Annotated in this window: 20 protein-coding genes; 19 read left to right on the top strand and 1 reads right to left on the bottom strand. The window is 32.5% G+C overall.

Going from position 1 to position 21,892, the window contains the following annotated elements; translation table 11 throughout:
* The first annotated feature begins 6 nt into the window (after positions 1-6).
* From rimM to rplS, 3 genes are all read left to right on the top strand, one after another.
* On the top strand, positions 7-510 hold the full coding sequence (gene rimM, locus IDG63_RS02660) for a ribosome maturation factor RimM (RefSeq protein ID WP_001261987.1): 504 nt from the start codon (positions 7-9) through the stop codon (positions 508-510).
* A complete protein-coding gene (trmD, locus tag IDG63_RS02655; protein ID WP_000687326.1) occupies positions 510-1,247 on the top strand; it encodes a tRNA (guanosine(37)-N1)-methyltransferase TrmD in 738 nt (245 codons plus the stop codon). Before rimM ends, trmD begins: the two co-directional genes overlap by 1 nt.
* Positions 1,248-1,349: 102 nt before the next feature.
* Positions 1,350-1,700, top strand: coding sequence for a 50S ribosomal protein L19 (gene rplS, locus IDG63_RS02650; RefSeq protein ID WP_000181404.1), 351 nt, complete (start codon positions 1,350-1,352; stop codon positions 1,698-1,700).
* A 585-nt stretch (positions 1,701-2,285) separates the two neighbouring features.
* Here the strand turns inward: rplS and yfhO are convergent.
* Complete coding sequence (gene yfhO, locus IDG63_RS02645) at positions 2,286-4,892, bottom strand: lipoteichoic acid-specific glycosyltransferase YfhO (RefSeq protein ID WP_100127011.1); 2,607 nt, start codon at positions 4,890-4,892, stop codon at positions 2,286-2,288.
* Between the two features lie 400 nt (positions 4,893-5,292).
* Between yfhO and ylqF the strand changes: the two genes are divergently transcribed.
* The 16 genes from ylqF to IDG63_RS02565 all read left to right on the top strand — a co-directional run bounded on the left by ylqF (position 5,293) and on the right by IDG63_RS02565 (position 21,885).
* Positions 5,293-6,177, top strand: a complete 885-nt coding sequence (gene ylqF, locus IDG63_RS02640; RefSeq protein WP_000236715.1) for a ribosome biogenesis GTPase YlqF — start codon at positions 5,293-5,295, stop codon at positions 6,175-6,177.
* Complete coding sequence (locus IDG63_RS02635) at positions 6,161-6,928, top strand: ribonuclease HII (RefSeq protein WP_000176387.1); 768 nt, start codon at positions 6,161-6,163, stop codon at positions 6,926-6,928. Before ylqF ends, IDG63_RS02635 begins: the two co-directional genes overlap by 17 nt.
* Positions 6,929-7,036: 108 nt before the next feature.
* Positions 7,037-8,203, top strand: coding sequence for an ADP-forming succinate--CoA ligase subunit beta (gene sucC / locus IDG63_RS02630; RefSeq protein WP_001020808.1), 1,167 nt, complete (start codon positions 7,037-7,039; stop codon positions 8,201-8,203).
* 21 nt (positions 8,204-8,224) lie between these two features.
* Entirely contained in the window at positions 8,225-9,133 is a 909-nt protein-coding gene (sucD, locus tag IDG63_RS02625) for a succinate--CoA ligase subunit alpha (RefSeq protein ID WP_000110254.1), read from the top strand.
* Between the two features lie 226 nt (positions 9,134-9,359).
* Positions 9,360-10,478 carry a LysM peptidoglycan-binding domain-containing protein gene (locus IDG63_RS02620; RefSeq protein ID WP_001041666.1) on the top strand — a complete coding sequence of 373 codons (1,119 nt, stop codon included), beginning with the start codon at positions 9,360-9,362 and terminating at the stop codon, positions 10,476-10,478.
* 27 nt (positions 10,479-10,505) lie between these two features.
* Positions 10,506-11,750 carry a FemA/FemB family glycyltransferase FmhC gene (gene fmhC, locus IDG63_RS02615; protein WP_000672867.1) on the top strand — a complete coding sequence of 415 codons (1,245 nt, stop codon included), beginning with the start codon at positions 10,506-10,508 and terminating at the stop codon, positions 11,748-11,750.
* Between the two features lie 172 nt (positions 11,751-11,922).
* A complete protein-coding gene (dprA, locus tag IDG63_RS02610) occupies positions 11,923-12,795 on the top strand; it encodes a DNA-processing protein DprA (RefSeq protein WP_000593192.1) in 873 nt (290 codons plus the stop codon).
* A gap of 173 nt (positions 12,796-12,968) precedes the next feature.
* Complete coding sequence (gene topA, locus IDG63_RS02605) at positions 12,969-15,044, top strand: type I DNA topoisomerase (RefSeq protein WP_001557331.1); 2,076 nt, start codon at positions 12,969-12,971, stop codon at positions 15,042-15,044.
* A gap of 155 nt (positions 15,045-15,199) precedes the next feature.
* Positions 15,200-16,507, top strand: coding sequence for a methylenetetrahydrofolate--tRNA-(uracil(54)-C(5))-methyltransferase (FADH(2)-oxidizing) TrmFO (trmFO, locus tag IDG63_RS02600; RefSeq protein ID WP_000195254.1), 1,308 nt, complete (start codon positions 15,200-15,202; stop codon positions 16,505-16,507).
* 416 nt (positions 16,508-16,923) lie between these two features.
* Positions 16,924-17,820, top strand: a complete 897-nt coding sequence (gene xerC / locus IDG63_RS02595) for a tyrosine recombinase XerC (RefSeq protein ID WP_001015602.1) — start codon at positions 16,924-16,926, stop codon at positions 17,818-17,820.
* A complete protein-coding gene (gene hslV / locus IDG63_RS02590; RefSeq protein WP_000072681.1) occupies positions 17,817-18,362 on the top strand; it encodes an ATP-dependent protease subunit HslV in 546 nt (181 codons plus the stop codon). The genes xerC and hslV overlap by 4 nt, the downstream gene beginning before the upstream one ends.
* 65 nt (positions 18,363-18,427) lie before the next feature.
* A complete protein-coding gene (gene hslU, locus IDG63_RS02585; protein WP_000379054.1) occupies positions 18,428-19,831 on the top strand; it encodes an ATP-dependent protease ATPase subunit HslU in 1,404 nt (467 codons plus the stop codon).
* A gap of 24 nt (positions 19,832-19,855) precedes the next feature.
* The gene (gene codY / locus IDG63_RS02580; RefSeq protein WP_000055337.1) at positions 19,856-20,629 is read left to right on the top strand and encodes a GTP-sensing pleiotropic transcriptional regulator CodY; all 774 of its coding nucleotides are present in this window, start codon (positions 19,856-19,858) and stop codon (positions 20,627-20,629) included.
* Between the two features lie 50 nt (positions 20,630-20,679).
* On the top strand, positions 20,680-20,772 hold the full coding sequence (locus IDG63_RS02575; protein ID WP_031788481.1) for a hypothetical protein: 93 nt from the start codon (positions 20,680-20,682) through the stop codon (positions 20,770-20,772).
* A gap of 198 nt (positions 20,773-20,970) precedes the next feature.
* On the top strand, positions 20,971-21,738 hold the full coding sequence (gene rpsB / locus IDG63_RS02570) for a 30S ribosomal protein S2 (RefSeq protein ID WP_000268484.1): 768 nt from the start codon (positions 20,971-20,973) through the stop codon (positions 21,736-21,738).
* 33 nt (positions 21,739-21,771) lie between these two features.
* On the top strand, positions 21,772-21,885 hold the full coding sequence (locus tag IDG63_RS02565; RefSeq protein ID WP_001789890.1) for a hypothetical protein: 114 nt from the start codon (positions 21,772-21,774) through the stop codon (positions 21,883-21,885).
* Positions 21,886-21,892 lie beyond the last annotated feature (7 nt).

Raw genomic sequence — 21,892 nt, 5'->3', positions numbered from 1 at the left:
AATAGAATGAGAGTTGAAGTTGGTCAAATTGTTAACACACATGGTATTAAAGGTGAAATTAAAGTAAAATCCAATTCAGACTTTACAGACGTTCGTTTTCAACCCGGTCAAGTGCTGACAGTTGTGCATAACAATAACGACCTTGAATATACTGTTAAGTCACATAGAGTGCATAAAGGGCTTCATATGCTTACATTTGAAGGTATTAATAATATTAATGATATTGAGCATTTAAAAGGGAGTTCTATTTATCAAGAGCGTGATCATGAAGATATCGTACTTGAGGAAAATGAATTTTATTATTCAGATATTATAGGATGTACAGTTTTTGATGATCAAGAAACACCAATAGGTCGTGTAATTAATATATTTGAAACAGGTGCGAATGATGTGTGGGTGATTAAAGGATCTAAAGAATATTTGATTCCTTATATTGCTGATGTTGTAAAAGAAGTGGATGTTGAAAATAAAAAAATTATCATCACGCCAATGGAAGGATTGTTGGATTAATGAAAATTGATTATTTAACTTTATTTCCTGAAATGTTTGATGGTGTTTTAAATCATTCAATTATGAAACGTGCCCAAGAAAACAATAAATTACAAATCAATACGGTTAATTTTAGAGATTATGCAATTAACAAGCACAACCAAGTAGATGATTATCCGTATGGTGGCGGACAAGGTATGGTGTTAAAGCCTGAACCTGTTTTTAATGCGATGGAAGACTTAGATGTCACAGAACAAACACGCGTTATTTTAATGTGTCCACAAGGCGAGCCATTTTCACATCAGAAAGCTGTTGAATTAAGCAAGGCCGACCACATCGTTTTCATATGCGGACATTATGAAGGTTACGATGAACGTATCCGAACACATCTTGTCACAGATGAAATATCAATGGGGGACTATGTTTTAACAGGTGGAGAATTGCCAGCGATGACCATGACTGATGCTATTGTTAGACTGATTCCAGGTGTTTTAGGTAATGAACAGTCACATCAAGACGATTCATTTTCAGATGGGTTATTAGAGTTTCCGCAATATACACGTCCGCGTGAATTTAAATGTCTAACAGTTCCGGATGTTTTATTGTCTGGAAATCATGCCAATATTGATGCATGGAGACATGAGCAAAAGTTGATCCGCACATATAATAAAAGACCTGACTTAATTGAAAAATATCCATTAACTAATGCAGATAAGCAAATATTAGAAAGATATAAAATAGGATTGAAAAAAGGTTAGTATTGTGCTAACATAATCTGAGTGTGGAAACACAAAAATCACTATGATCCGCTGCTATATATTTGTCGAGGCAAGAACATAGGTTGAAGAGGAGAATTTATAATGACAAATCACAAATTAATCGAAGCAGTAACTAAATCACAATTACGTACAGACTTACCTAGTTTCCGTCCTGGTGATACTTTACGTGTACACGTACGTATCATTGAGGGTACTCGTGAGCGTATCCAAGTATTCGAAGGCGTTGTAATTAAACGTCGTGGCGGTGGCGTTTCTGAAACGTTTACAGTTCGTAAAATTTCATCAGGTGTTGGCGTGGAACGTACATTCCCATTACACACACCAAAAATTGAAAAAATCGAAGTTAAACGTCGTGGTAAAGTACGTCGTGCTAAATTATATTACTTACGTAGTTTACGTGGTAAAGCTGCTAGAATCCAAGAAATTCGTTAATCAGCATTTAAACAAAGCTATGTATGAGTCAAATTCGACTCAAACAATAAAGCCATCTAGGTCACTTTTATTGAGTGATATAGATGGCTTTTTTTGCTGTTTAGTTAATGTAAAGTTGATAATGTAATTGTTTATTCCTTCTCTATTCATAACGTGTTTGCTCAAAATGGTTATATAAACAAAAGGCTGGGACATAAATCAATGTTCTATGCTCTACGAAGTTATATTGGCAGTAGTTGACTGAACGAAAATGCGCTTGTAACAAGCTTTTTTCAATTCTAGTCAGGGGCCCCAACACAGAAGCTGACGAAAAGTCAGCTTACAATAATGTGCAAGTTGGGGTGTGGGCCCCAACACAGAGAATTTCGAAAAGAAATTCTACAGGCAATGCAAGTTGGGGATGGGCCCCAACAAAGAGAAATTGGATTCCCAATTTCTACAGACAATGCAAGTTGGCGGGGCCCCAACATAGAAGCTGGCGGAAAGTCAGCTTACAATAATGTGCAAGTTGGGGTGGGACGACGAAATAAATTTTGCGAAAATATCATTTCTGTCCCACTCCCATTAAATATATGCGTAGCCACATTATTTTTGTCTTGCCCATCTCGTGAAAATAATACTACATATAATGCCAAATATAGTAATTGTTATAAGCAAATAATAGTATGGTGGGGTATAGCTCAATTGAATCTTTGTTATATTTTTAGGTGCTTTAATGCCGGTCATAACACCATTTACTTGTTCAACTTTAAGACTTTGATCACCTGATGTCGCTTTCATACCTTGATTATATGCTGTTGGCAAAACAATATACCCAGATGAATTTTTATTTTTAGTAATAGTATAACCATGCTTTGTCTTACTAACTTTGACAGCTTCTAATGAATTTGAAGCGTCTTTAAGCGTGGTATAATCTTCGCCGTATATCCCTTTTAAATTTACTCGATACTTACCTTTAGGCAATGATAATCTAATTCTATCTGAAGCTTTAATGCGTATCGTTACGGGTGTTACAACGCGTCGATATTTATAAGTGAGTTTATTTCTTTCTTGTGTATATTCATTCACTTTAACATCATGAGCTTTATCCGGCGAAAGTAATTCTAAATCCATTTCAAAATACAAATCTTTAAATTGATTAGAAACTGATTTTGGCAACTGTACAGTTAGACCACCATTATTTTGTTTAACTTGTAATAAATGTTTTGTAGGAGATTGCCAGGCTGCACTATTTAATTTAATTGTTGAATCTGATAGTAAATTTTTATTGGCTTTAAAATGTGTATTAACATCTTTAATATTGTTAGAAACAATCCCTTGCAACATTGCTTGTTCTTTATCTAATGGAGATTTTAATTCTTTATTGGAAAAGACCTTATTTGTAATATGTGCACTTGGATAATGGATGGTATTTTTAGAATGAATCCAACGAACTTTATTGTCTTTGTGTTCAGACTTAATTTTAAATCCATATGGTAAGTTGTCATCATGATTTACTCTAATTCGATCATTCACATTCCAAAGCGATAGTAAATTTTGACGATTGCCAAGTAATCTATAAGTGCTGTTTTTATCGATTGGCATATTAATTTGGAGTGTCTTGTCATAATATTTTAATATGTCTCCATTAAAAATACTAGAATATAATGAAATGCCATTATAATGATATATAAATGGTGAATTTAATGCATAGTCTGACATATAATCAATGCGATTAAATGGACCAGTTGCATTTTGATTTATCTTTTTTATAAGCTGGTTTACATAGTTACTATGGTAATCATGTTGTTTCAACGTTGATAATGATTGTTGATAAGGTTTGATTGCCATATTTTTATTGTTATCTAAAATGACGATTTGTTGAATCATAACGATTAATACTAATATTGCAACGGTTAATTTTTTATAACGCCATAAACTAAATTTTAAAATAACGGCAAGCACCATTAGCAGGATAATACCTACTATAAGTGCAAGTGGGTGTGTCGGTGATAGTAATACATAAAGTAATGCGATGATGCTTACTGGTATTGTTCTGATTAAATAATATTTCATATTTAATGTTGATAAATGTTGAATAAACAATCCGCAAAGAGCGCTTGATGATAGTGCTAAGATATACACCCAACGCCTTTCTGGAAATGAAAAACCATTAAAAGCACTGTCGAAATACTGTGATAATGAACCAATAAATAATAACCATGTTACTATTGCGAAAAGTCTATAAAAGTAAAAACGATACAGTTTGAATGACAATAATGCAACGATAGTAAGAATTGAAATCGTAATATAAAATCCATCGCTAAAGAAAAAATAATGGTAATCAAGTGGTGTCAAAAACGGTATATCAACATTGGGATTTTGCTTTCTGTCATTTTCCAAAAACGCAGAAATGCCAGTGAATAAACCAAATACACTTGATAACACACTCAAAACTGTAGCAGATATGACGCAAATTAATTTTTGTGTTCTAGAGACAATGTCATATTTGTAAGTGAAAATGAGTCGATATAAATAGTAGCAACCTATAATAATAGCTTGATAATAACTGAAATAAAAATTGCTAAATAGTGTTAAGGCTATCGCAACAATGAAAATACCGATTTTGCGTTGTTGAAAATATCTTTCCAAACCAAGAATCGATAATGGTAATAAATATAATAAACTTCCATAAAATGACCAAGTAAAATTAAAGTATATAACGACAGTTGACATGCCGTATAAAATCGTAGCGATCATATTTGTTGAGCGTTTAAAGTGTAATATTTTAAATAAGTAGAAGGTCACGACAAATGTTATGATAGCTCTTATCATGGCCATAATAAGTTGGTTTGTCGGCCAAAAATGTATTGTTGTCGGATTAAATATACCAACCGTTTCTCCTATTTTAATGAATAGAAAATTTAGCCACATTAAAGGTGACAGCGAATAATAATATGATAGTCCTTTCATATAATCGCCACCTAATCCAAACGATGCATCATATAAACTAGAAAAACTACTTAAATGTTCATACAAATACATTTGAAATGGCGTCATTTGACGGAATCCATCTCCAGCCCCACTAAAAACAGTACCATTCACAATATAATCATAGATATGAGTAGAAAATAAAATAAGCGTTAATATTACACTAATGAAAGTTATAACAAAGAATTGTTTGACGTTTGAATTTAGCCACTTTTTTAACACAACATTATCCTCAACTTTCAAATTTAAAATTAAGTTTAACTGAAACTAAAGTTAATGAGGTTCTTGATAGGTAAAGACGAAGATGACTGTGGAACAGATACCTTATCATAGTTACTTAAACTTTGGATCATTTTCAGTTTATCATTAAACAAATATATTGAATAATAAAAATGTCATACTGATAAAGATGAATGTCACTTAATAAGTAACTTAGATTTAACAAATGATGATTTTTAATTGTAGAAAACTTGAAATAATCACTTATACCTAAATCTAAAGCATTGTTAAGAAGTGTGACAATGTTAAAATAAATATAGTTGAATTAATGAATTTGTTCTATAATTAACAGGTTATAGATTTTAATAATGAGAAAAGAATTGACGAAAGTAAGGTGAATTGAATGGTTATTCAATGGTATCCAGGACATATGGCGAAAGCCAAAAGAGAAGTAAGTGAACAATTAAAAAAAGTAGATGTAGTGTTTGAACTAGTAGATGCAAGAATTCCATATAGTTCAAGAAACCCTATGATAGATGAAGTTATTAACCAAAAACCACGTGTTGTTATATTAAATAAAAAAGATATGTCTAATTTAAATGAGATGTCAAAATGGGAACAATTTTTTATTGATAAAGGATACTATCCTGTATCGGTGGATGCTAAGCACGGTAAAAATTTAAAGAAAGTGGAAGCTGCAGCAATTAAAGCGACTGCTGAAAAATTTGAACGTGAAAAAGCAAAGGGACTTAAGCCAAGAGCGATTAGAGCGATGATTGTTGGAATTCCAAATGTTGGTAAATCCACATTAATAAATAAACTGGCAAAGCGTAGTATTGCGCAGACTGGTAATAAACCAGGTGTGACCAAACAACAACAATGGATTAAAGTTGGTAATGCATTACAACTATTAGACACACCAGGGATACTTTGGCCTAAATTTGAAGATGAAGAAGTCGGTAAGAAGTTGAGTTTAACAGGCGCGATTAAAGATAGCATTGTGCACTTAGATGAAGTAGCTATATATGGATTGAACTTTTTAATTCAACATGATTTAGCGCGATTAAAGTCACATTATAATATTGAAGTTCCTGAAGATGCAGAAATCATAGCGTGGTTTGATGCGATAGGGAAAAAACGTGGCTTAATTCGACGTGGTAATGAAATTGATTACGAAGCAGTCATTGAACTGATTATTTATGATATTCGAAATGCTAAAATAGGAAATTATTGTTTTGATATTTTTAAAGATATGACTGAGGAATTAGCAAATGACGCTAACAATTAAAGAAGTTAAGCAGTTGATTAATGCGGTTAATACAATAGAAGAATTAGAAAATCATGAATGCTTTTTAGATGAGCGAAAAGGTGTTCAAAATGCCATAGCTAGGCGCAGAAAAGCGTTAGAAAAAGAACAAGCTTTAAAAGAAAAGTATGTTGAAATGACTTACTTTGAAAATGAAATATTAAAAGAGCATCCTAATGCAATTATTTGTGGTATTGATGAAGTTGGAAGAGGACCTTTAGCAGGTCCAGTCGTTGCATGCGCAACAATTTTAAATTCAAATCACAATTATTTGGGCCTTGATGACTCGAAAAAAGTACCTGTTACGAAACGTCTAGAATTAAATGAAGCACTAAAAAATGAAGTTACTGCTTTTGCATATGGTATCGCGACAGCTGAAGAAATAGATGAATTTAATATTTATAAAGCTACTCAAATCGCCATGCAGCGAGCTATTGATGGATTATCAGTACAACCAACGCATTTATTGATAGACGCGATGACGCTTGATAATGCACTGCCTCAAGTATCTTTAATCAAGGGTGATGCAAGAAGTGTATCTATTGCAGCGGCAAGTATCATGGCAAAGGTTTTTCGTGATGATTATATGACACAGTTATCTAAAGATTATCCTGAATATGGTTTTGAAAAAAACGCGGGTTACGGTACCAAACAACATTTACTAGCAATCGATGATATTGGCATTATGAAAGAGCATAGAAAAAGCTTTGAACCTATAAAATCGTTACTGTAAATCGTAAAATTCAATTAAATGATAAAAAAGTAGCATTTAAGTTTACAATAGCGCTTACATTTTTTATAATTGTAAGGGAACTTAACCTAAGTAACAGGAGGATGGAAGATGAATATCCACGAGTATCAAGGTAAAGAAATATTTCGTTCAATGGGCGTTGCAGTTCCAGAAGGACGAGTAGCATTTACTGCTGAAGAAGCGGTGGAGAAAGCAAAAGAATTAAATTCTGATGTTTATGTTGTAAAAGCACAAATTCATGCTGGAGGTAGAGGTAGAGCAGGCGGAGTAAAAATTGCTAAATCTTTATCTGAGGTAGAAACATATGCAAAAGAATTATTAGGGAAAACTTTGGTGACACATCAAACTGGTCCAGAAGGTAAAGAAATTAAGCGTTTATATATCGAAGAAGGTTGTGCTATTCAAAAAGAATATTACGTTGGATTCGTTATTGATCGTGCGACTGACCAAGTAACATTGATGGCGTCTGAAGAAGGGGGCACTGAGATTGAAGAAGTTGCTGCGAAGACTCCTGAAAAGATCTTCAAAGAAACTATCGATCCAGTAATCGGACTTTCACCATTCCAAGCAAGACGAATTGCGTTTAATATTAATATTCCTAAAGAATCTGTTAACAAAGCAGCTAAATTCTTATTAGCACTTTATAATGTATTCATTGAAAAAGATTGTTCAATCGTAGAAATCAACCCATTAGTTACAACAGCTGATGGTGATGTATTGGCATTAGATGCTAAAATTAATTTTGATGATAATGCATTATTCAGACATAAAGATGTTGTAGAATTACGTGATTTAGAAGAAGAAGATCCGAAAGAGATTGAAGCGTCTAAACATGATTTATCATACATTGCATTAGATGGTGACATCGGATGTATGGTTAATGGTGCAGGTTTAGCCATGGCAACAATGGATACGATTAATCATTTCGGTGGAAACCCAGCCAATTTCTTAGATGCAGGCGGAAGCGCTACTAGAGAAAAAGTAACTGAAGCATTTAAAATCATTTTAGGTGATGAAAATGTTAAAGGTATTTTTGTAAACATTTTCGGTGGCATTATGAAATGTGATGTTATCGCAGAAGGTATCGTTGAAGCTGTAAAAGAAGTAGATTTAACTTTACCACTAGTTGTACGCTTAGAAGGTACAAATGTTGAGTTAGGTAAAAAAATCTTAAAAGACTCAGGATTAGCAATTGAACCAGCAGCAACAATGGCTGAAGGTGCACAAAAAATTGTTAAACTAGTCAAAGAAGCATAAGGAAAGGATGGGAGCACTAAGATGAGTGTATTTATAGATAAGAATACTAAAGTAATGGTACAAGGTATTACAGGGTCTACTGCCCTTTTCCATACAAAACAAATGCTTGATTATGGTACGAAAATAGTAGCAGGTGTGACGCCTGGTAAAGGTGGTCAAGTTGTTGAAGGCGTTCCTGTTTTCAACACTGTTGAAGAAGCTAAAAATGAAACCGGGGCAACGGTTTCAGTCATTTACGTTCCAGCACCATTTGCTGCAGACTCAATTTTAGAAGCAGCTGATGCAGACTTAGATATGGTTATTTGTATCACTGAACATATTCCTGTATTAGACATGGTTAAAGTTAAACGCTACTTACAAGGTAGAAAAACACGTTTAGTTGGTCCAAACTGTCCAGGTGTGATTACAGCAGATGAATGTAAAATTGGTATTATGCCTGGCTATATTCACAAAAAAGGTCATGTTGGTGTAGTATCTCGTTCAGGTACATTAACATATGAAGCAGTGCACCAATTGACTGAAGAAGGTATTGGTCAAACTACAGCTGTTGGTATTGGTGGAGACCCAGTCAACGGAACAAACTTTATTGATGTTTTAAAAGCATTCAATAAAGATGACGAAACGAAAGCAGTTGTTATGATTGGTGAAATCGGTGGTACGGCTGAAGAAGAAGCAGCTGAATGGATTAAAGCGAATATGACAAAACCAGTTGTAGGCTTTATCGGTGGACAAACAGCACCTCCTGGAAAACGTATGGGACATGCTGGTGCAATCATTTCAGGTGGTAAAGGTACTGCTGAAGAGAAAATTAAAACATTAAATAGTTGTGGTGTGAAAACAGCGGCAACACCTTCAGAAATTGGTTCAACATTAATTGAAGCTGCTAAAGAAGCAGGTATTTATGAAGCATTATTAACTGTTAATAAATAAAGTTAAAAGATGATATAAATGGCTATAGCCCATTCCATACTTTATAAAAGTATTGGAAATGGGCTATTTGTCGTGCGATGAATTTTAGTACACTTTTCATATTTTGGAAAGACAAGTTAATTATTTTACCTCCTACAATAGCTTTACAAAACAAAGAAAATTTTAATTAAAATATATAGCGCACTATGTTATAATGTTTGTATATTATTGTAAGGAGTGTTTCATCATGAATAAACAACAAAGTAAAGTACGCTATTCAATTAGAAAAGTTAGTATTGGAATTTTGTCAATTTCAATAGGTATGTTTTTGGCTTTGGGTATGTCGAACAAAGCATATGCAGATGAAATTGATAAATCTAAAGATTTTACAAGAGGGTATGAGCAAAATGTATTCGCGAAATCAGAGTTAAATGCTAATAAAAATACGACAAAAGACAAAATAAAAAATGAAGGTGCTGTTAAAACATCGGACACAAGTTTAAAGTTAGACAACAAATCAGCAATTTCAAACGGAAATGAAATTAATCAAGATATAAAGATTTCAAATACTCCGAAAAACTCAAGCCAAGGTAACAATCTAGTTATTAATAACAATGAACCTACTAAAGAAATTAAAATTGCAAACTTGGAAGCTCAAAATTCTAATCAGAAGAAAACGAATAAAGTTACTAATAATTACTTTGGTTACTACAGTTTTAGAGAAGCTCCAAAAACACAAATCTATACTGTAAAAAAAGGAGACACACTTAGTGCTATAGCATTAAAATACAAAACTACAGTTTCAAATATTCAAAATACAAATAATATAGCAAATCCTAATTTAATATTTATTGGTCAAAAATTAAAAGTGCCAATGACACCATTAGTAGAACCAAAACCAAAAACAGTGTCTTCAAATAATAAAAGTAATAGTAATAGCAGTACATTAAATTATTTGAAAACATTAGAGAATAGAGGATGGGATTTCGACGGTAGTTATGGATGGCAATGTTTCGATTTAGTTAATGTATATTGGAATCATCTTTATGGTCATGGATTAAAAGGATATGGAGCTAAAGATATACCATATGCAAATAATTTTAATAGTGAAGCTAAAATTTATCACAACACACCAACTTTCAAAGCTGAACCTGGGGACTTAGTGGTTTTTAGTGGAAGATTTGGTGGAGGATATGGTCATACAGCTATTGTCTTAAATGGTGATTATGATGGAAAATTAATGAAGTTCCAAAGTTTAGATCAAAACTGGAATAATGGTGGATGGCGTAAAGCAGAGGTTGCACATAAAGTTGTTCATAATTATGAAAATGATATGATTTTTATTAGACCATTTAAAAAAGCATAATTTAAATCGAAGGCAGGACATTGAAATATGAAATTTTCAACTTTAAGTGAAGAAGAATTTACCAACTACACCAAAAAGCACTTCAAACATTATACACAGTCTATAGAATTATATAATTATAGAAATAAAATAAATCATGAAGCACATATTGTGGGAGTGAAGAATGATAAAAATGAAGTTATAGCTGCATGTTTATTAACAGAGGCACGAATTTTTAAATTCTACAAATATTTCTACTCTCATAGAGGTCCTTTACTTGATTATTTCGATGCTAAATTAGTTTGTTACTTTTTTAAAGAATTATCTAAATTCATTTATAAAAATAGAGGAGTATTTATTCTTGTTGATCCATATTTAATAGAGAATTTAAGAGATGCAAATGGTAGGATAATAAAGAATTATAATAATTCAGTGATAGTAAAGATGCTAGGGAAAATTGGGTATCTCCATCAAGGTTATACAACAGGATATTCAAATAAAAGTCAAATTAGGTGGATTTCTGTATTGGATTTAAAAGATAAAGATGAGAATCAACTTTTAAAAGAAATGGAATACCAAACTAGAAGAAATATAAAAAAGACTATTGAGATTGGTGTTAAGGTTGAAGATTTATCTATTGAAGAAACAAATCGATTTTATAAATTGTTTCAAATGGCTGAAGAAAAACATGGTTTTCATTTCATGAATGAAGATTATTTTAAACGAATGCAAGAAATATATAAAGATAAGGCAATGTTAAAGATAGCTTGTATAAATCTTAATGAATATCAAGATAAATTAAAAATACAATTATTGAAAATCGAAAATGAAATGATGACTGTGAACAGAGCATTAAATGAAAATCCAAATTCTAAAAAAAATAAATCAAAATTAAATCAGTTAAATATGCAATTATCTAGTATTAATAATAGAATTAGTAAAACCGAAGAACTAATATTTGAAGATGGACCTGTTTTGGATTTAGCTGCTGCTTTATTTATATGTACTGATGATGAAGTTTATTATCTATCAAGTGGATCAAATCCGAAATATAATCAGTATATGGGTGCATATCATCTACAATGGCATATGATAAAATATGCAAAATCACATAATATTAATAGGTATAATTTTTATGGAATAACAGGCGTCTTTAGTAATGAGGCGGATGATTTTGGTGTTCAACAATTTAAAAAGGGTTTTAATGCACATGTTGAAGAATTAATTGGTGATTTCATCAAACCAGTAAGACCAATTCTATATAAATTTGCAAAACTTATTTATAAGGTTTAATTATAAAGTATGTTGGAAATTGAAATTTTAAATTCTTTCCAACATACTTTTCACTTTTTAAGTCAGTATTTTTACTCCTTAAAATAACATTACATCGACAATGTTTTTGTATTAGAAATGTAAAACAAAAATAGAATATGATTTTGTATGATTACAAAAAGGAGTTGATTTATTGATTAAACTATTTTTGCTTAAGTTATACTGGGCACACTTTTCGACTAAACAAATTCATCAATTTTTAATGGCATATCCTAATGTAATTAAAGAGGAGGGAAGAAAAAAAGATAGTTATTTATGTGAATGGGTGAATAGGGAAGAAAATGTTCATTTATTACGTAAATACTATGCTTTTATAAAACTTGATCATAACGATATTATTAAAGAACTGCAGAAATTAAAAGTAAGTTACATTACATATATGGATTCTGAATACCCAGTGCTATTAAAAGAAATATATCAATTTCCATTACTTCTTTTCTATAAAGGGAACATCAAATTAATAAATAATATGCATCATTTGGCAGTAGTAGGTGCAAGAGATTCTACAAGTTATACCCAACAGTCTTTAGAATTTTTATTATCAAATGATAAAAGCAAATATTTAACAATTGTTTCCGGCCTTGCTCAAGGAGCTGATGCAATGGCACATCAAATAGCTTTAAAATACAATCTCCCTACAATTGCAGTTTTAGCCTTTGGCCATCAAACACATTATCCCAAAAGTACATTAGCATTAAGAAATAAAATAGAAGAAAAAGGTTTAGTTATATCCGAATATCCACCACATACACCAATTGCTAAATATAGATTTCCTGAGCGCAATAGAATTATCAGCGGTTTGTCAAAAGGGGTTTTAATTACTGAGGCTAAGGAACAAAGTGGCAGTCACATCACGATAGATTTTGCATTAGAGCAAAATAGAAATGTTTATGTTTTACCTGGATCTATGTTTAATCCTATGACAAAAGGTAATTTATTACGTATCCAAGAAGGTGCTAAGGTAGTATTAAACGCTAATGATATATTTGAAGACTACTATATTTAAAACTAAAAATAATGAGTTGCTTCATATTTCTTTTGTTACCCTTTGTAATTTATTTTTTAATAAAATCTATAAAAAATAGACAGGGAAAATGATTTGTTTAGATATAAAACGTTGACAAAAGCAAAATTAAGCGTTTATCATTTATCTTTAGTAATTAGATTAGCGAGGGGGAAATGACATTGGCAGATAATTTAGTCATTGTTGAATCGCCTGCAAAAGCAAAAACCATTGAAAAGTATTTAGGTAAGAAATATAAAGTTATAGCTTCAATGGGACACGTCAGAGACTTACCAAGAAGTCAAATGGGTGTCGACACTGAAGATAATTACGAACCAAAATATATAACAATACGCGGAAAAGGTCCTGTTGTAAAAGAATTGAAAAAACATGCAAAAAAAGCGAAAAACGTCTTTCTCGCAAGTGACCCCGACCGTGAAGGTGAAGCAATTGCTTGGCATTTATCAAAAATTTTAGAGCTTGAAGATTCTAAAGAAAATCGCGTTGTTTTCAACGAAATAACTAAAGACGCTGTTAAAGAAAGTTTTAAAAATCCTAGAGAAATTGAAATGAACTTAGTCGATGCACAACAAGCGCGTCGAATATTAGATAGATTGGTTGGCTATAACATCTCGCCAGTTCTATGGAAAAAAGTAAAAAAAGGTTTGTCAGCGGGTCGAGTTCAATCTGTTGCACTTCGTTTAGTCATTGACCGTGAAAATGAAATTCGAAACTTTAAACCAGAAGAATATTGGACTATTGAAGGAGAATTTAGATACAAAAAATCAAAATTCAATGCTAAATTCCTTCATTATAAAAATAAACCTTTTAAATTAAAAACGAAAAAAGATGTTGAGAAAATTACAGCTGCACTAGATGGAGATCAATTCGAAATTACAAACGTGACTAAAAAAGAAAAAACGCGTAATCCAGCAAACCCATTTACAACTTCTACATTACAACAAGAGGCGGCACGTAAATTAAACTTTAAAGCAAGAAAAACAATGATGGTCGCACAACAATTATATGAAGGTATAGATTTGAAAAAACAAGGTACGATTGGTTTAATAACATATATGAGAACCGATTCTACACGTATTTCAGATACTGCCAAAGCTGAAGCAAAACAGTATATAACTGATAAATACGGTGAATCTTACACTTCTAAACGTAAAGCATCAGGGAAACAAGGTGACCAAGATGCCCATGAGGCTATTAGACCTTCAAGTACTATGCGTACGCCAGATGATATGAAGTCATTTTTGACGAAAGACCAATACCGATTATACAAATTAATTTGGGAACGATTTGTTGCTAGTCAAATGGCTCCAGCAATACTTGATACAGTCTCATTAGACATAACACAAGGTGACATTAAATTTAGAGCGAATGGTCAAACAATCAAGTTTAAAGGATTTATGACACTTTATGTAGAAACTAAAGATGATAGTGATAGCGAAAAGGAAAATAAACTGCCTAAATTAGAGCAAGGTGATAAAGTCACAGCAACTCAAATTGAACCAGCTCAACACTATACACAACCACCTCCAAGATATACTGAGGCGAGATTAGTAAAAACACTAGAAGAATTGAAAATTGGGCGACCATCAACTTATGCACCGACAATAGATACGATTCAAAAGCGTAACTATGTCAAATTAGAAAGTAAGCGTTTTGTTCCTACTGAGTTGGGAGAAATAGTTCATGAACAAGTGAAAGAATACTTCCCAGAGATTATTGATGTGGAATTCACAGTGAATATGGAAACGTTACTTGATAAGATTGCAGAAGGCGACATTACATGGAGAAAAGTAATCGACGGTTTCTTTAGTAGCTTTAAACAAGATGTTGAACGTGCTGAAGAAGAGATGGAAAAGATTGAAATCAAAGATGAGCCAGCCGGTGAAGACTGTGAAGTTTGTGGTTCTCCTATGGTTATAAAAATGGGACGCTATGGTAAGTTCATGGCTTGCTCAAACTTCCCGGATTGTCGTAATACAAAAGCGATAGTTAAGTCTATTGGTGTTAAATGTCCAAAATGTAATGATGGTGACGTCGTAGAAAGAAAATCTAAAAAGAATCGTGTCTTTTATGGATGTTCGAAATATCCTGAATGCGACTTTATCTCTTGGGATAAGCCGATTGGAAGAGATTGTCCAAAATGTAACCAATATCTTGTTGAAAATAAAAAAGGCAAGACAACACAAGTAATATGTTCAAATTGCGATTATAAAGAGGCAGCGCAGAAATAATATTTTTATTTCCTAGATACATTTTAAGGTTGTTAAATAGAATCATTAGTGAATCTTATTTTAAAGATAGTAATGGATTAATCTAAATAAGTGCGGATAATATAAACATAACAACATAATTAAAAGACATAAATGACAATAAAAGGAGTATAGAAATGACTCAAACTGTAAATGTAATAGGTGCTGGTCTTGCCGGTTCAGAAGCGGCATATCAATTAGCTGAAAGAGGAATTAAAGTTAATCTAATAGAGATGAGACCTGTTAAACAAACACCAGCGCACCATACTGATAAATTTGCGGAACTTGTATGTTCCAATTCATTACGAGGAAATGCTTTAACTAATGGTGTGGGTGTTTTAAAAGAAGAAATGAGAAGATTGAATTCTATAATTATTGAAGCGGCTGATAAGGCACGAGTTCCAGCTGGTGGTGCATTAGCAGTTGATAGACACGATTTTTCAGGTTATATTACTGAAACACTTAAAAATCATGAAAATATCACAGTTATTAATGAAGAAATTAATGCCATTCCAGATGGATACACAATTATCGCAACAGGACCACTTACTACAGAAACCCTTGCGCAAGAAATAGTGGACATTACTGGTAAAGATCAACTTTATTTCTATGATGCGGCTGCTCCAATTATTGAAAAAGAATCTATTGATATGGATAAAGTTTACTTAAAGTCCCGTTATGATAAAGGTGAAGCTGCATATTTAAACTGTCCTATGACTGAGGATGAATTTAATCGCTTTTATGATGCAGTATTAGAAGCTGAAGTTGCGCCTGTAAATTCATTTGAAAAAGAAAAATATTTCGAGGGTTGTATGCCTTTTGAAGTAATGGCAGAACGCGGACGCAAGACATTACTATTTGGACCAATGAAACCAGTAGGATTAGAAGATCCAAAGACTGGGAAACGTCCTTATGCAGTGGTTCAATTAAGACAAGATGATGCTGCTGGCACACTCTACAATATTGTCGGCTTCCAAACGCATTTAAAATGGGGAGCTCAAAAAGAAGTTATTAAATTAATTCCAGGTTTAGAAAATGTTGATATTGTTAGATATGGTGTGATGCATAGAAATACCTTCATTAACTCACCGGACGTATTAAACGAGAAATATGAATTGATTTCACAACCAAACATACAGTTTGCGGGACAAATGACTGGTGTTGAAGGTTATGTAGAAAGCGCAGCTAGCGGCTTAGTTGCAGGTATCAATCTTGCGCATAAAATATTAGGCAAAGGTGAGGTAGTATTTCCTAGAGAAACGATGATTGGAAGTATGGCTTACTATATTTCTCATGCTAAAAATAATAAGAATTTCCAACCTATGAATGCTAACTTCGGGTTATTACCATCTTTAGAAACTAGAATTAAAGATAAAAAAGAACGCTATGAAGCACAAGCTAATAGAGCTTTGGATTACTTAGAAAATTTCAAAAAAACTTTATAAAATAGTTAGAAAGACTAGATATGCTATTCATTCTTAAGTCATCAACGAGTAAGTAATGACTTTCTAAATGGAAAATACTTATCCTAGTCTTTTTAATTTTGGAATTGTTACGTATTTCTGACAATTTAGAATTCGCATTCAAAAAATATCTAAATAAATAACACGCAATAAGTTGATTGATGTAACATGTAAGAGAATGTTTTAAATAAACTTTATTTAAAAGGCAATGAAATAATAAATGGCAAGGCTATTAATAAAGACTTTTAGTAATTAATTTAAAAAAGAGGTATTCTAATTAACAGGTTTTCCGATTAGTTACAATTATTTAATTCTCAAAAGATTTAGAATTGATTATCAAATTACTGTAAGCCCTTTGCTGTATATGCTACAATTCTTATTGATGGAGGGTAAATGTATTGAATCATATTCAAGAAGCGTTTTTAAATACATTGAAAGTTGAACGGAATTTTTCGGAACATACATTGAAATCATATCAAGATGACTTAATTCAGTTTAATCAATTTTTAGAACAAGAACATTTACAGTTGAAAACTTTTGAATACAGAGATGCTAGAAATTATTTGAGCTATTTATATTCAAATCATTTGAAAAGAACATCTGTTTCTCGTAAAATCTCAACGTTAAGAACTTTCTATGAATATTGGATGACGCTTGATGAGAACATTATTAATCCATTTGTTCAATTAGTACATCCGAAAAAAGAAAAATATCTTCCGCAATTCTTTTACGAAGAAGAAATGGAAGCGTTATTTAAAACTGTAGAAGAGGACACTTCAAAAAGTTTACGGGATCGAGTTATTCTTGAATTGTTATATGCTACAGGTATCCGTGTTTCGGAATTAGTTAATATTAAAAAACAAGATATAGATTTTTACGCGAATGGTGTTACCGTATTAGGAAAAGGGAGCAAAGAGCGCTTTGTACCGTTTGGTGCTTATTGTAGACAAAGCATCGAAAATTATTTAGAACATTTCAAACCAATTCAGTCATGCAATCATGATTTTCTTATTGTAAATATGAAGGGTGAAGCAATCACTGAACGCGGTGTACGATATGTTTTAAATGATATTGTTAAACGAACAGCAGGCGTAAGTGAGATTCATCCCCACAAGCTCAGACATACATTTGCAACGCATTTATTGAATCAAGGTGCAGACCTAAGAACAGTACAATCGTTATTAGGTCATGTTAATTTGTCAACAACTGGTAAATATACACACGTATCTAACCAACAATTAAGAAAAGTGTATCTAAATGCACATCCTCGAGCGAAAAAGGAGAATGAAACATGAGTAATACAACATTACATGCAACAACAATTTATGCTGTAAGACATAATGGGAAAGCAGCTATGGCTGGAGATGGGCAAGTAACGCTTGGTCAACAAGTCATCATGAAACAAACGGCAAGAAAAGTGCGACGTTTATATGAAGGTAAAGTGTTAGCTGGTTTCGCAGGTAGTGTAGCAGATGCGTTTACGTTATTTGAAAAATTCGAAACAAAATTACAACAGTTTAGTGGTAACTTAGAAAGAGCTGCTGTTGAATTGGCACAAGAATGGCGAGGCGATAAACAATTACGTCAATTAGAAGCTATGCTAATTGTAATGGATAAAGATGCTATTTTAGTTGTCAGTGGAACTGGCGAAGTTATTGCCCCAGATGATGACCTTATCGCTATTGGATCAGGAGGCAACTACGCATTAAGCGCAGGACGTGCATTGAAACGCCATGCATCGCATTTGTCTGCTGAAGAAATGGCATATGAGAGCTTGAAAGTAGCGGCTGATATTTGTGTCTTTACCAACGATAATATTGTTGTTGAAACACTATAATAATCAGAGCACGATAAATAATTACGAGCAATTAATTTTAGTTAAAAGACGGAGGAATGAAATTAATGGATACAGCTGGAATAAGATTAACTCCAAAAGAAATCGTATCTAAATTAAATGAATACATCGTTGGACAAAATGATGCTAAACGTAAAGTGGCAATTGCCTTACGTAATCGATACAGAAGAAGTTTATTAGATGAGGAATCAAAGCAAGAAATTTCACCTAAAAATATTTTGATGATTGGACCAACCGGCGTTGGTAAAACTGAAATTGCAAGAAGAATGGCCAAAGTTGTCGGCGCGCCATTTATAAAAGTAGAAGCTACTAAATTTACTGAGGTAGGTTATGTAGGACGAGATGTTGAAAGTATGGTTAGAGATCTTGTTGATGTTTCAGTAAGATTAGTCAAGGCACAGAAAAAATCATTGGTACAAGATGAAGCAACAGCTAAGGCCAATGAAAAACTTGTTAAGTTATTAGTTCCAAGTATGAAAAAGAAAGCGTCTCAAACGAATAATCCTTTAGAGTCACTTTTCGGAGGTGCAATTCCAAATTTCGGACAAAATAACGAAGATGAAGAAGAACCACCTACTGAGGAAATTAAAACAAAACGTTCTGAAATTAAGAGACAGCTAGAAGAAGGCAAACTTGAAAAAGAAAAGGTAAGAATTAAAGTCGAACAAGATCCTGGTGCTTTAGGTATGCTAGGTACAAATCAAAATCAGCAAATGCAAGAGATGATGAATCAATTAATGCCTAAAAAGAAAGTTGAGCGAGAAGTTGCTGTTGAGACGGCAAGGAAAATCTTAGCTGATAGTTATGCGGATGAACTAATTGATCAAGAAAGCGCTAACCAAGAAGCGCTTGAATTAGCAGAACAAATGGGTATCATCTTTATAGATGAAATCGACAAAGTTGCGACGAATAATCATAATAGTGGTCAAGATGTCTCAAGACAAGGTGTTCAAAGAGATATTTTACCTATACTTGAAGGTAGCGTTATTCAAACCAAATATGGTACTGTGAATACTGAACATATGCTGTTTATAGGTGCTGGAGCTTTCCATGTATCTAAGCCGAGTGACTTGATACCAGAATTGCAAGGTCGTTTTCCGATTAGAGTTGAACTTGATAGTTTATCGGTAGAAGATTTTGTAAGAATTTTGACAGAACCAAAATTGTCATTAATTAAACAATATGAAGCATTGCTTCAAACAGAAGAAGTTACTGTAAACTTTACCGATGAAGCAATTACTCGTTTAGCTGAGATTGCTTATCAAGTAAATCAAGATACAGACAACATTGGTGCACGTCGACTTCATACAATTTTAGAAAAGATGTTAGAAGATTTATCATTCGAAGCACCAAGTATGCCGAATGCAGTTGTAGATATTACCCCACAATATGTTGATGATAAATTAAAATCAATTTCAACAAATAAAGATTTAAGTGCATTTATTCTATAAAAATATACAAAAGGAGAAAAATTCATGAGCTTATTATCTAAAACGAGAGAGTTAAACACGTTACTTCAAAAACACAAAGGTATTGCGGTTGATTTTAAAGATGTAGCACAAACGATTAGTAGCGTAACTGTAACAAATGTATTTATTGTATCGCGTCGAGGTAAAATTTTAGGGTCGAGTCTAAATGAATTATTAAAAAGTCAAAGAATTATTCAAATGTTGGAAGAAAGACATATTCCAAGTGAATATACAGAACGATTAATGGAAGTTAAACAAACAGAATCAAATATTGATATCGACAATGTATTAACAGTATTCCCACCTGAAAACAGAGAATTATTCATAGATAGTCGTACAACTATCTTCCCAATTTTAGGTGGAGGGGAAAGATTAGGTACATTAGTACTTGGTCGAGTACATGATGATTTTAATGAAAATGATTTGGTACTAGGTGAATATGCTGCTACAGTTATTGGTATGGAAATCTTACGTGAGAAGCATAGTGAAGTAGAAAAAGAAGCGCGCGATAAAGCTGCTATTACAATGGCAATTAATTCATTATCTTATTCTGAAAAAGAAGCAATTGAACATATCTTTGAAGAACTAGGCGGTACGGAAGGTCTATTAATCGCATCAAAAGTTGCAGATAGAGTTGGTATTACTAGATCTGTAATTGTAAATGCACTACGTAAATTAGAAAGTGCTGGTGTAATTGAATCACGTTCTTTAGGAATGAAAGGTACTTTCATTAAAGTTAAAAAAGAAAAATTCTTAGATGAATTAGAAAAAAGTAAATAAGTCGATGAGTCTGGGACATAATTCAATGTCCTAGTCGTGACGATGTTATCTTGGCGGTAGTCAACGAAATGACTTTGATGATTATGTTGAAGTCATTTCTTTATTTTTGTCTAATTTTCAATCAAATTGATATTCCACATTAACTTGATAGAATTACCTTTAAATTTATGAAAAAATACTTGAAAAACATTTGCTTTAGACACGGCATTATGTTATATTTATTTTCGGCTATAAAGCCAATACACACATATCAAACGTGATTGTGTAAAGGGTGCAATATTTGTATATTGTCTTTACAATAGTTTGCTATGGAGGTAATTAACCAATAGGAGGAATTTATAATGGCAGTAATTTCAATGAAACAATTACTAGAAGCGGGTGTTCACTTCGGTCACCAAACACGTCGTTGGAACCCAAAAATGAAAAAATATATCTTCACTGAGAGAAATGGTATTTATATCATCGACTTACAAAAAACAGTGAAAAAAGTAGACGAGGCATACAACTTCTTGAAACAAGTTTCAGAAGATGGTGGACAAGTCTTATTCGTAGGAACTAAAAAACAAGCACAAGAATCAGTTAAATCTGAAGCAGAACGTGCTGGTCAATTCTACATTAACCAAAGATGGTTAGGTGGATTATTAACTAACTATAAAACGATCTCAAAACGAATCAAACGTATTTCTGAAATTGAAAAAATGGAAGAAGATGGTTTATTCGAAGTATTACCTAAAAAAGAAGTAGTAGAACTTAAAAAAGAATACGACCGTTTAATCAAATTCTTAGGCGGAATTCGTGATATGAAATCAATGCCTCAAGCATTATTCGTAGTTGACCCACGTAAAGAGCGTAATGCAATTGCTGAAGCTCGTAAATTAAATATTCCTATCGTAGGTATCGTTGACACTAACTGTGATCCTGACGAAATTGACTACGTTATCCCAGCAAACGACGATGCTATCCGTGCGGTTAAATTATTAACTGCTAAAATGGCAGATGCAATCTTAGAAGGTCAACAAGGCGTTTCTAATGAAGAAGTAGCTGCAGAACAAAACATCGATTTAGATGAAAAAGAAAAATCAGAAGAAACAGAAGCAACTGAAGAATAATCAACTGTTGAATCTGACTTAGATATAGTTTAAATGGGTGATAAGATATTAATGCTTATCACCTTTTTTAAAAAGAAAATCGAGGCAAATTACAAATATTCAATTAGAGTATTGGCAATCTTGCCTATAATAATGCTAAAATCATAATATATAA

Origin of the sequence: Staphylococcus sp. EG-SA-14 (assembly GCF_017151935.1) — a bacterium.
Classification (GTDB): domain Bacteria; phylum Bacillota; class Bacilli; order Staphylococcales; family Staphylococcaceae; genus Staphylococcus; species Staphylococcus aureus.
This window is presented reverse-complemented; position numbering and strand designations above follow the sequence as displayed.

Excerpts from the sequence above, each read along its gene's own strand:
- fmhC (WP_000672867.1), top strand. The coding sequence starts at position 10,506 with ATGAAATTTTCAACTTTAAGTGAAGAAGAATTTACCAACTACACCAAA.
- codY (WP_000055337.1), top strand. The coding sequence starts at position 19,856 with ATGAGCTTATTATCTAAAACGAGAGAGTTAAACACGTTACTTCAAAAA.
- trmFO (WP_000195254.1), top strand. The coding sequence starts at position 15,200 with ATGACTCAAACTGTAAATGTAATAGGTGCTGGTCTTGCCGGTTCAGAA.
- IDG63_RS02620 (WP_001041666.1), top strand. The coding sequence starts at position 9,360 with ATGAATAAACAACAAAGTAAAGTACGCTATTCAATTAGAAAAGTTAGT.
- hslV (WP_000072681.1), top strand. The coding sequence starts at position 17,817 with ATGAGTAATACAACATTACATGCAACAACAATTTATGCTGTAAGACAT.
- rplS (WP_000181404.1), top strand. The coding sequence starts at position 1,350 with ATGACAAATCACAAATTAATCGAAGCAGTAACTAAATCACAATTACGT.
- ylqF (WP_000236715.1), top strand. The coding sequence starts at position 5,293 with ATGGTTATTCAATGGTATCCAGGACATATGGCGAAAGCCAAAAGAGAA.
- trmD (WP_000687326.1), top strand. The coding sequence starts at position 510 with ATGAAAATTGATTATTTAACTTTATTTCCTGAAATGTTTGATGGTGTT.
- rpsB (WP_000268484.1), top strand. The coding sequence starts at position 20,971 with ATGGCAGTAATTTCAATGAAACAATTACTAGAAGCGGGTGTTCACTTC.
- sucD (WP_000110254.1), top strand. The coding sequence starts at position 8,225 with ATGAGTGTATTTATAGATAAGAATACTAAAGTAATGGTACAAGGTATT.
- IDG63_RS02635 (WP_000176387.1), top strand. The coding sequence starts at position 6,161 with ATGACGCTAACAATTAAAGAAGTTAAGCAGTTGATTAATGCGGTTAAT.
- rimM (WP_001261987.1), top strand. The coding sequence starts at position 7 with ATGAGAGTTGAAGTTGGTCAAATTGTTAACACACATGGTATTAAAGGT.
- sucC (WP_001020808.1), top strand. The coding sequence starts at position 7,037 with ATGAATATCCACGAGTATCAAGGTAAAGAAATATTTCGTTCAATGGGC.
- IDG63_RS02565 (WP_001789890.1), top strand. The coding sequence starts at position 21,772 with ATGGGTGATAAGATATTAATGCTTATCACCTTTTTTAAAAAGAAAATC.
- hslU (WP_000379054.1), top strand. The coding sequence starts at position 18,428 with ATGGATACAGCTGGAATAAGATTAACTCCAAAAGAAATCGTATCTAAA.
- topA (WP_001557331.1), top strand. The coding sequence starts at position 12,969 with ATGACATTGGCAGATAATTTAGTCATTGTTGAATCGCCTGCAAAAGCA.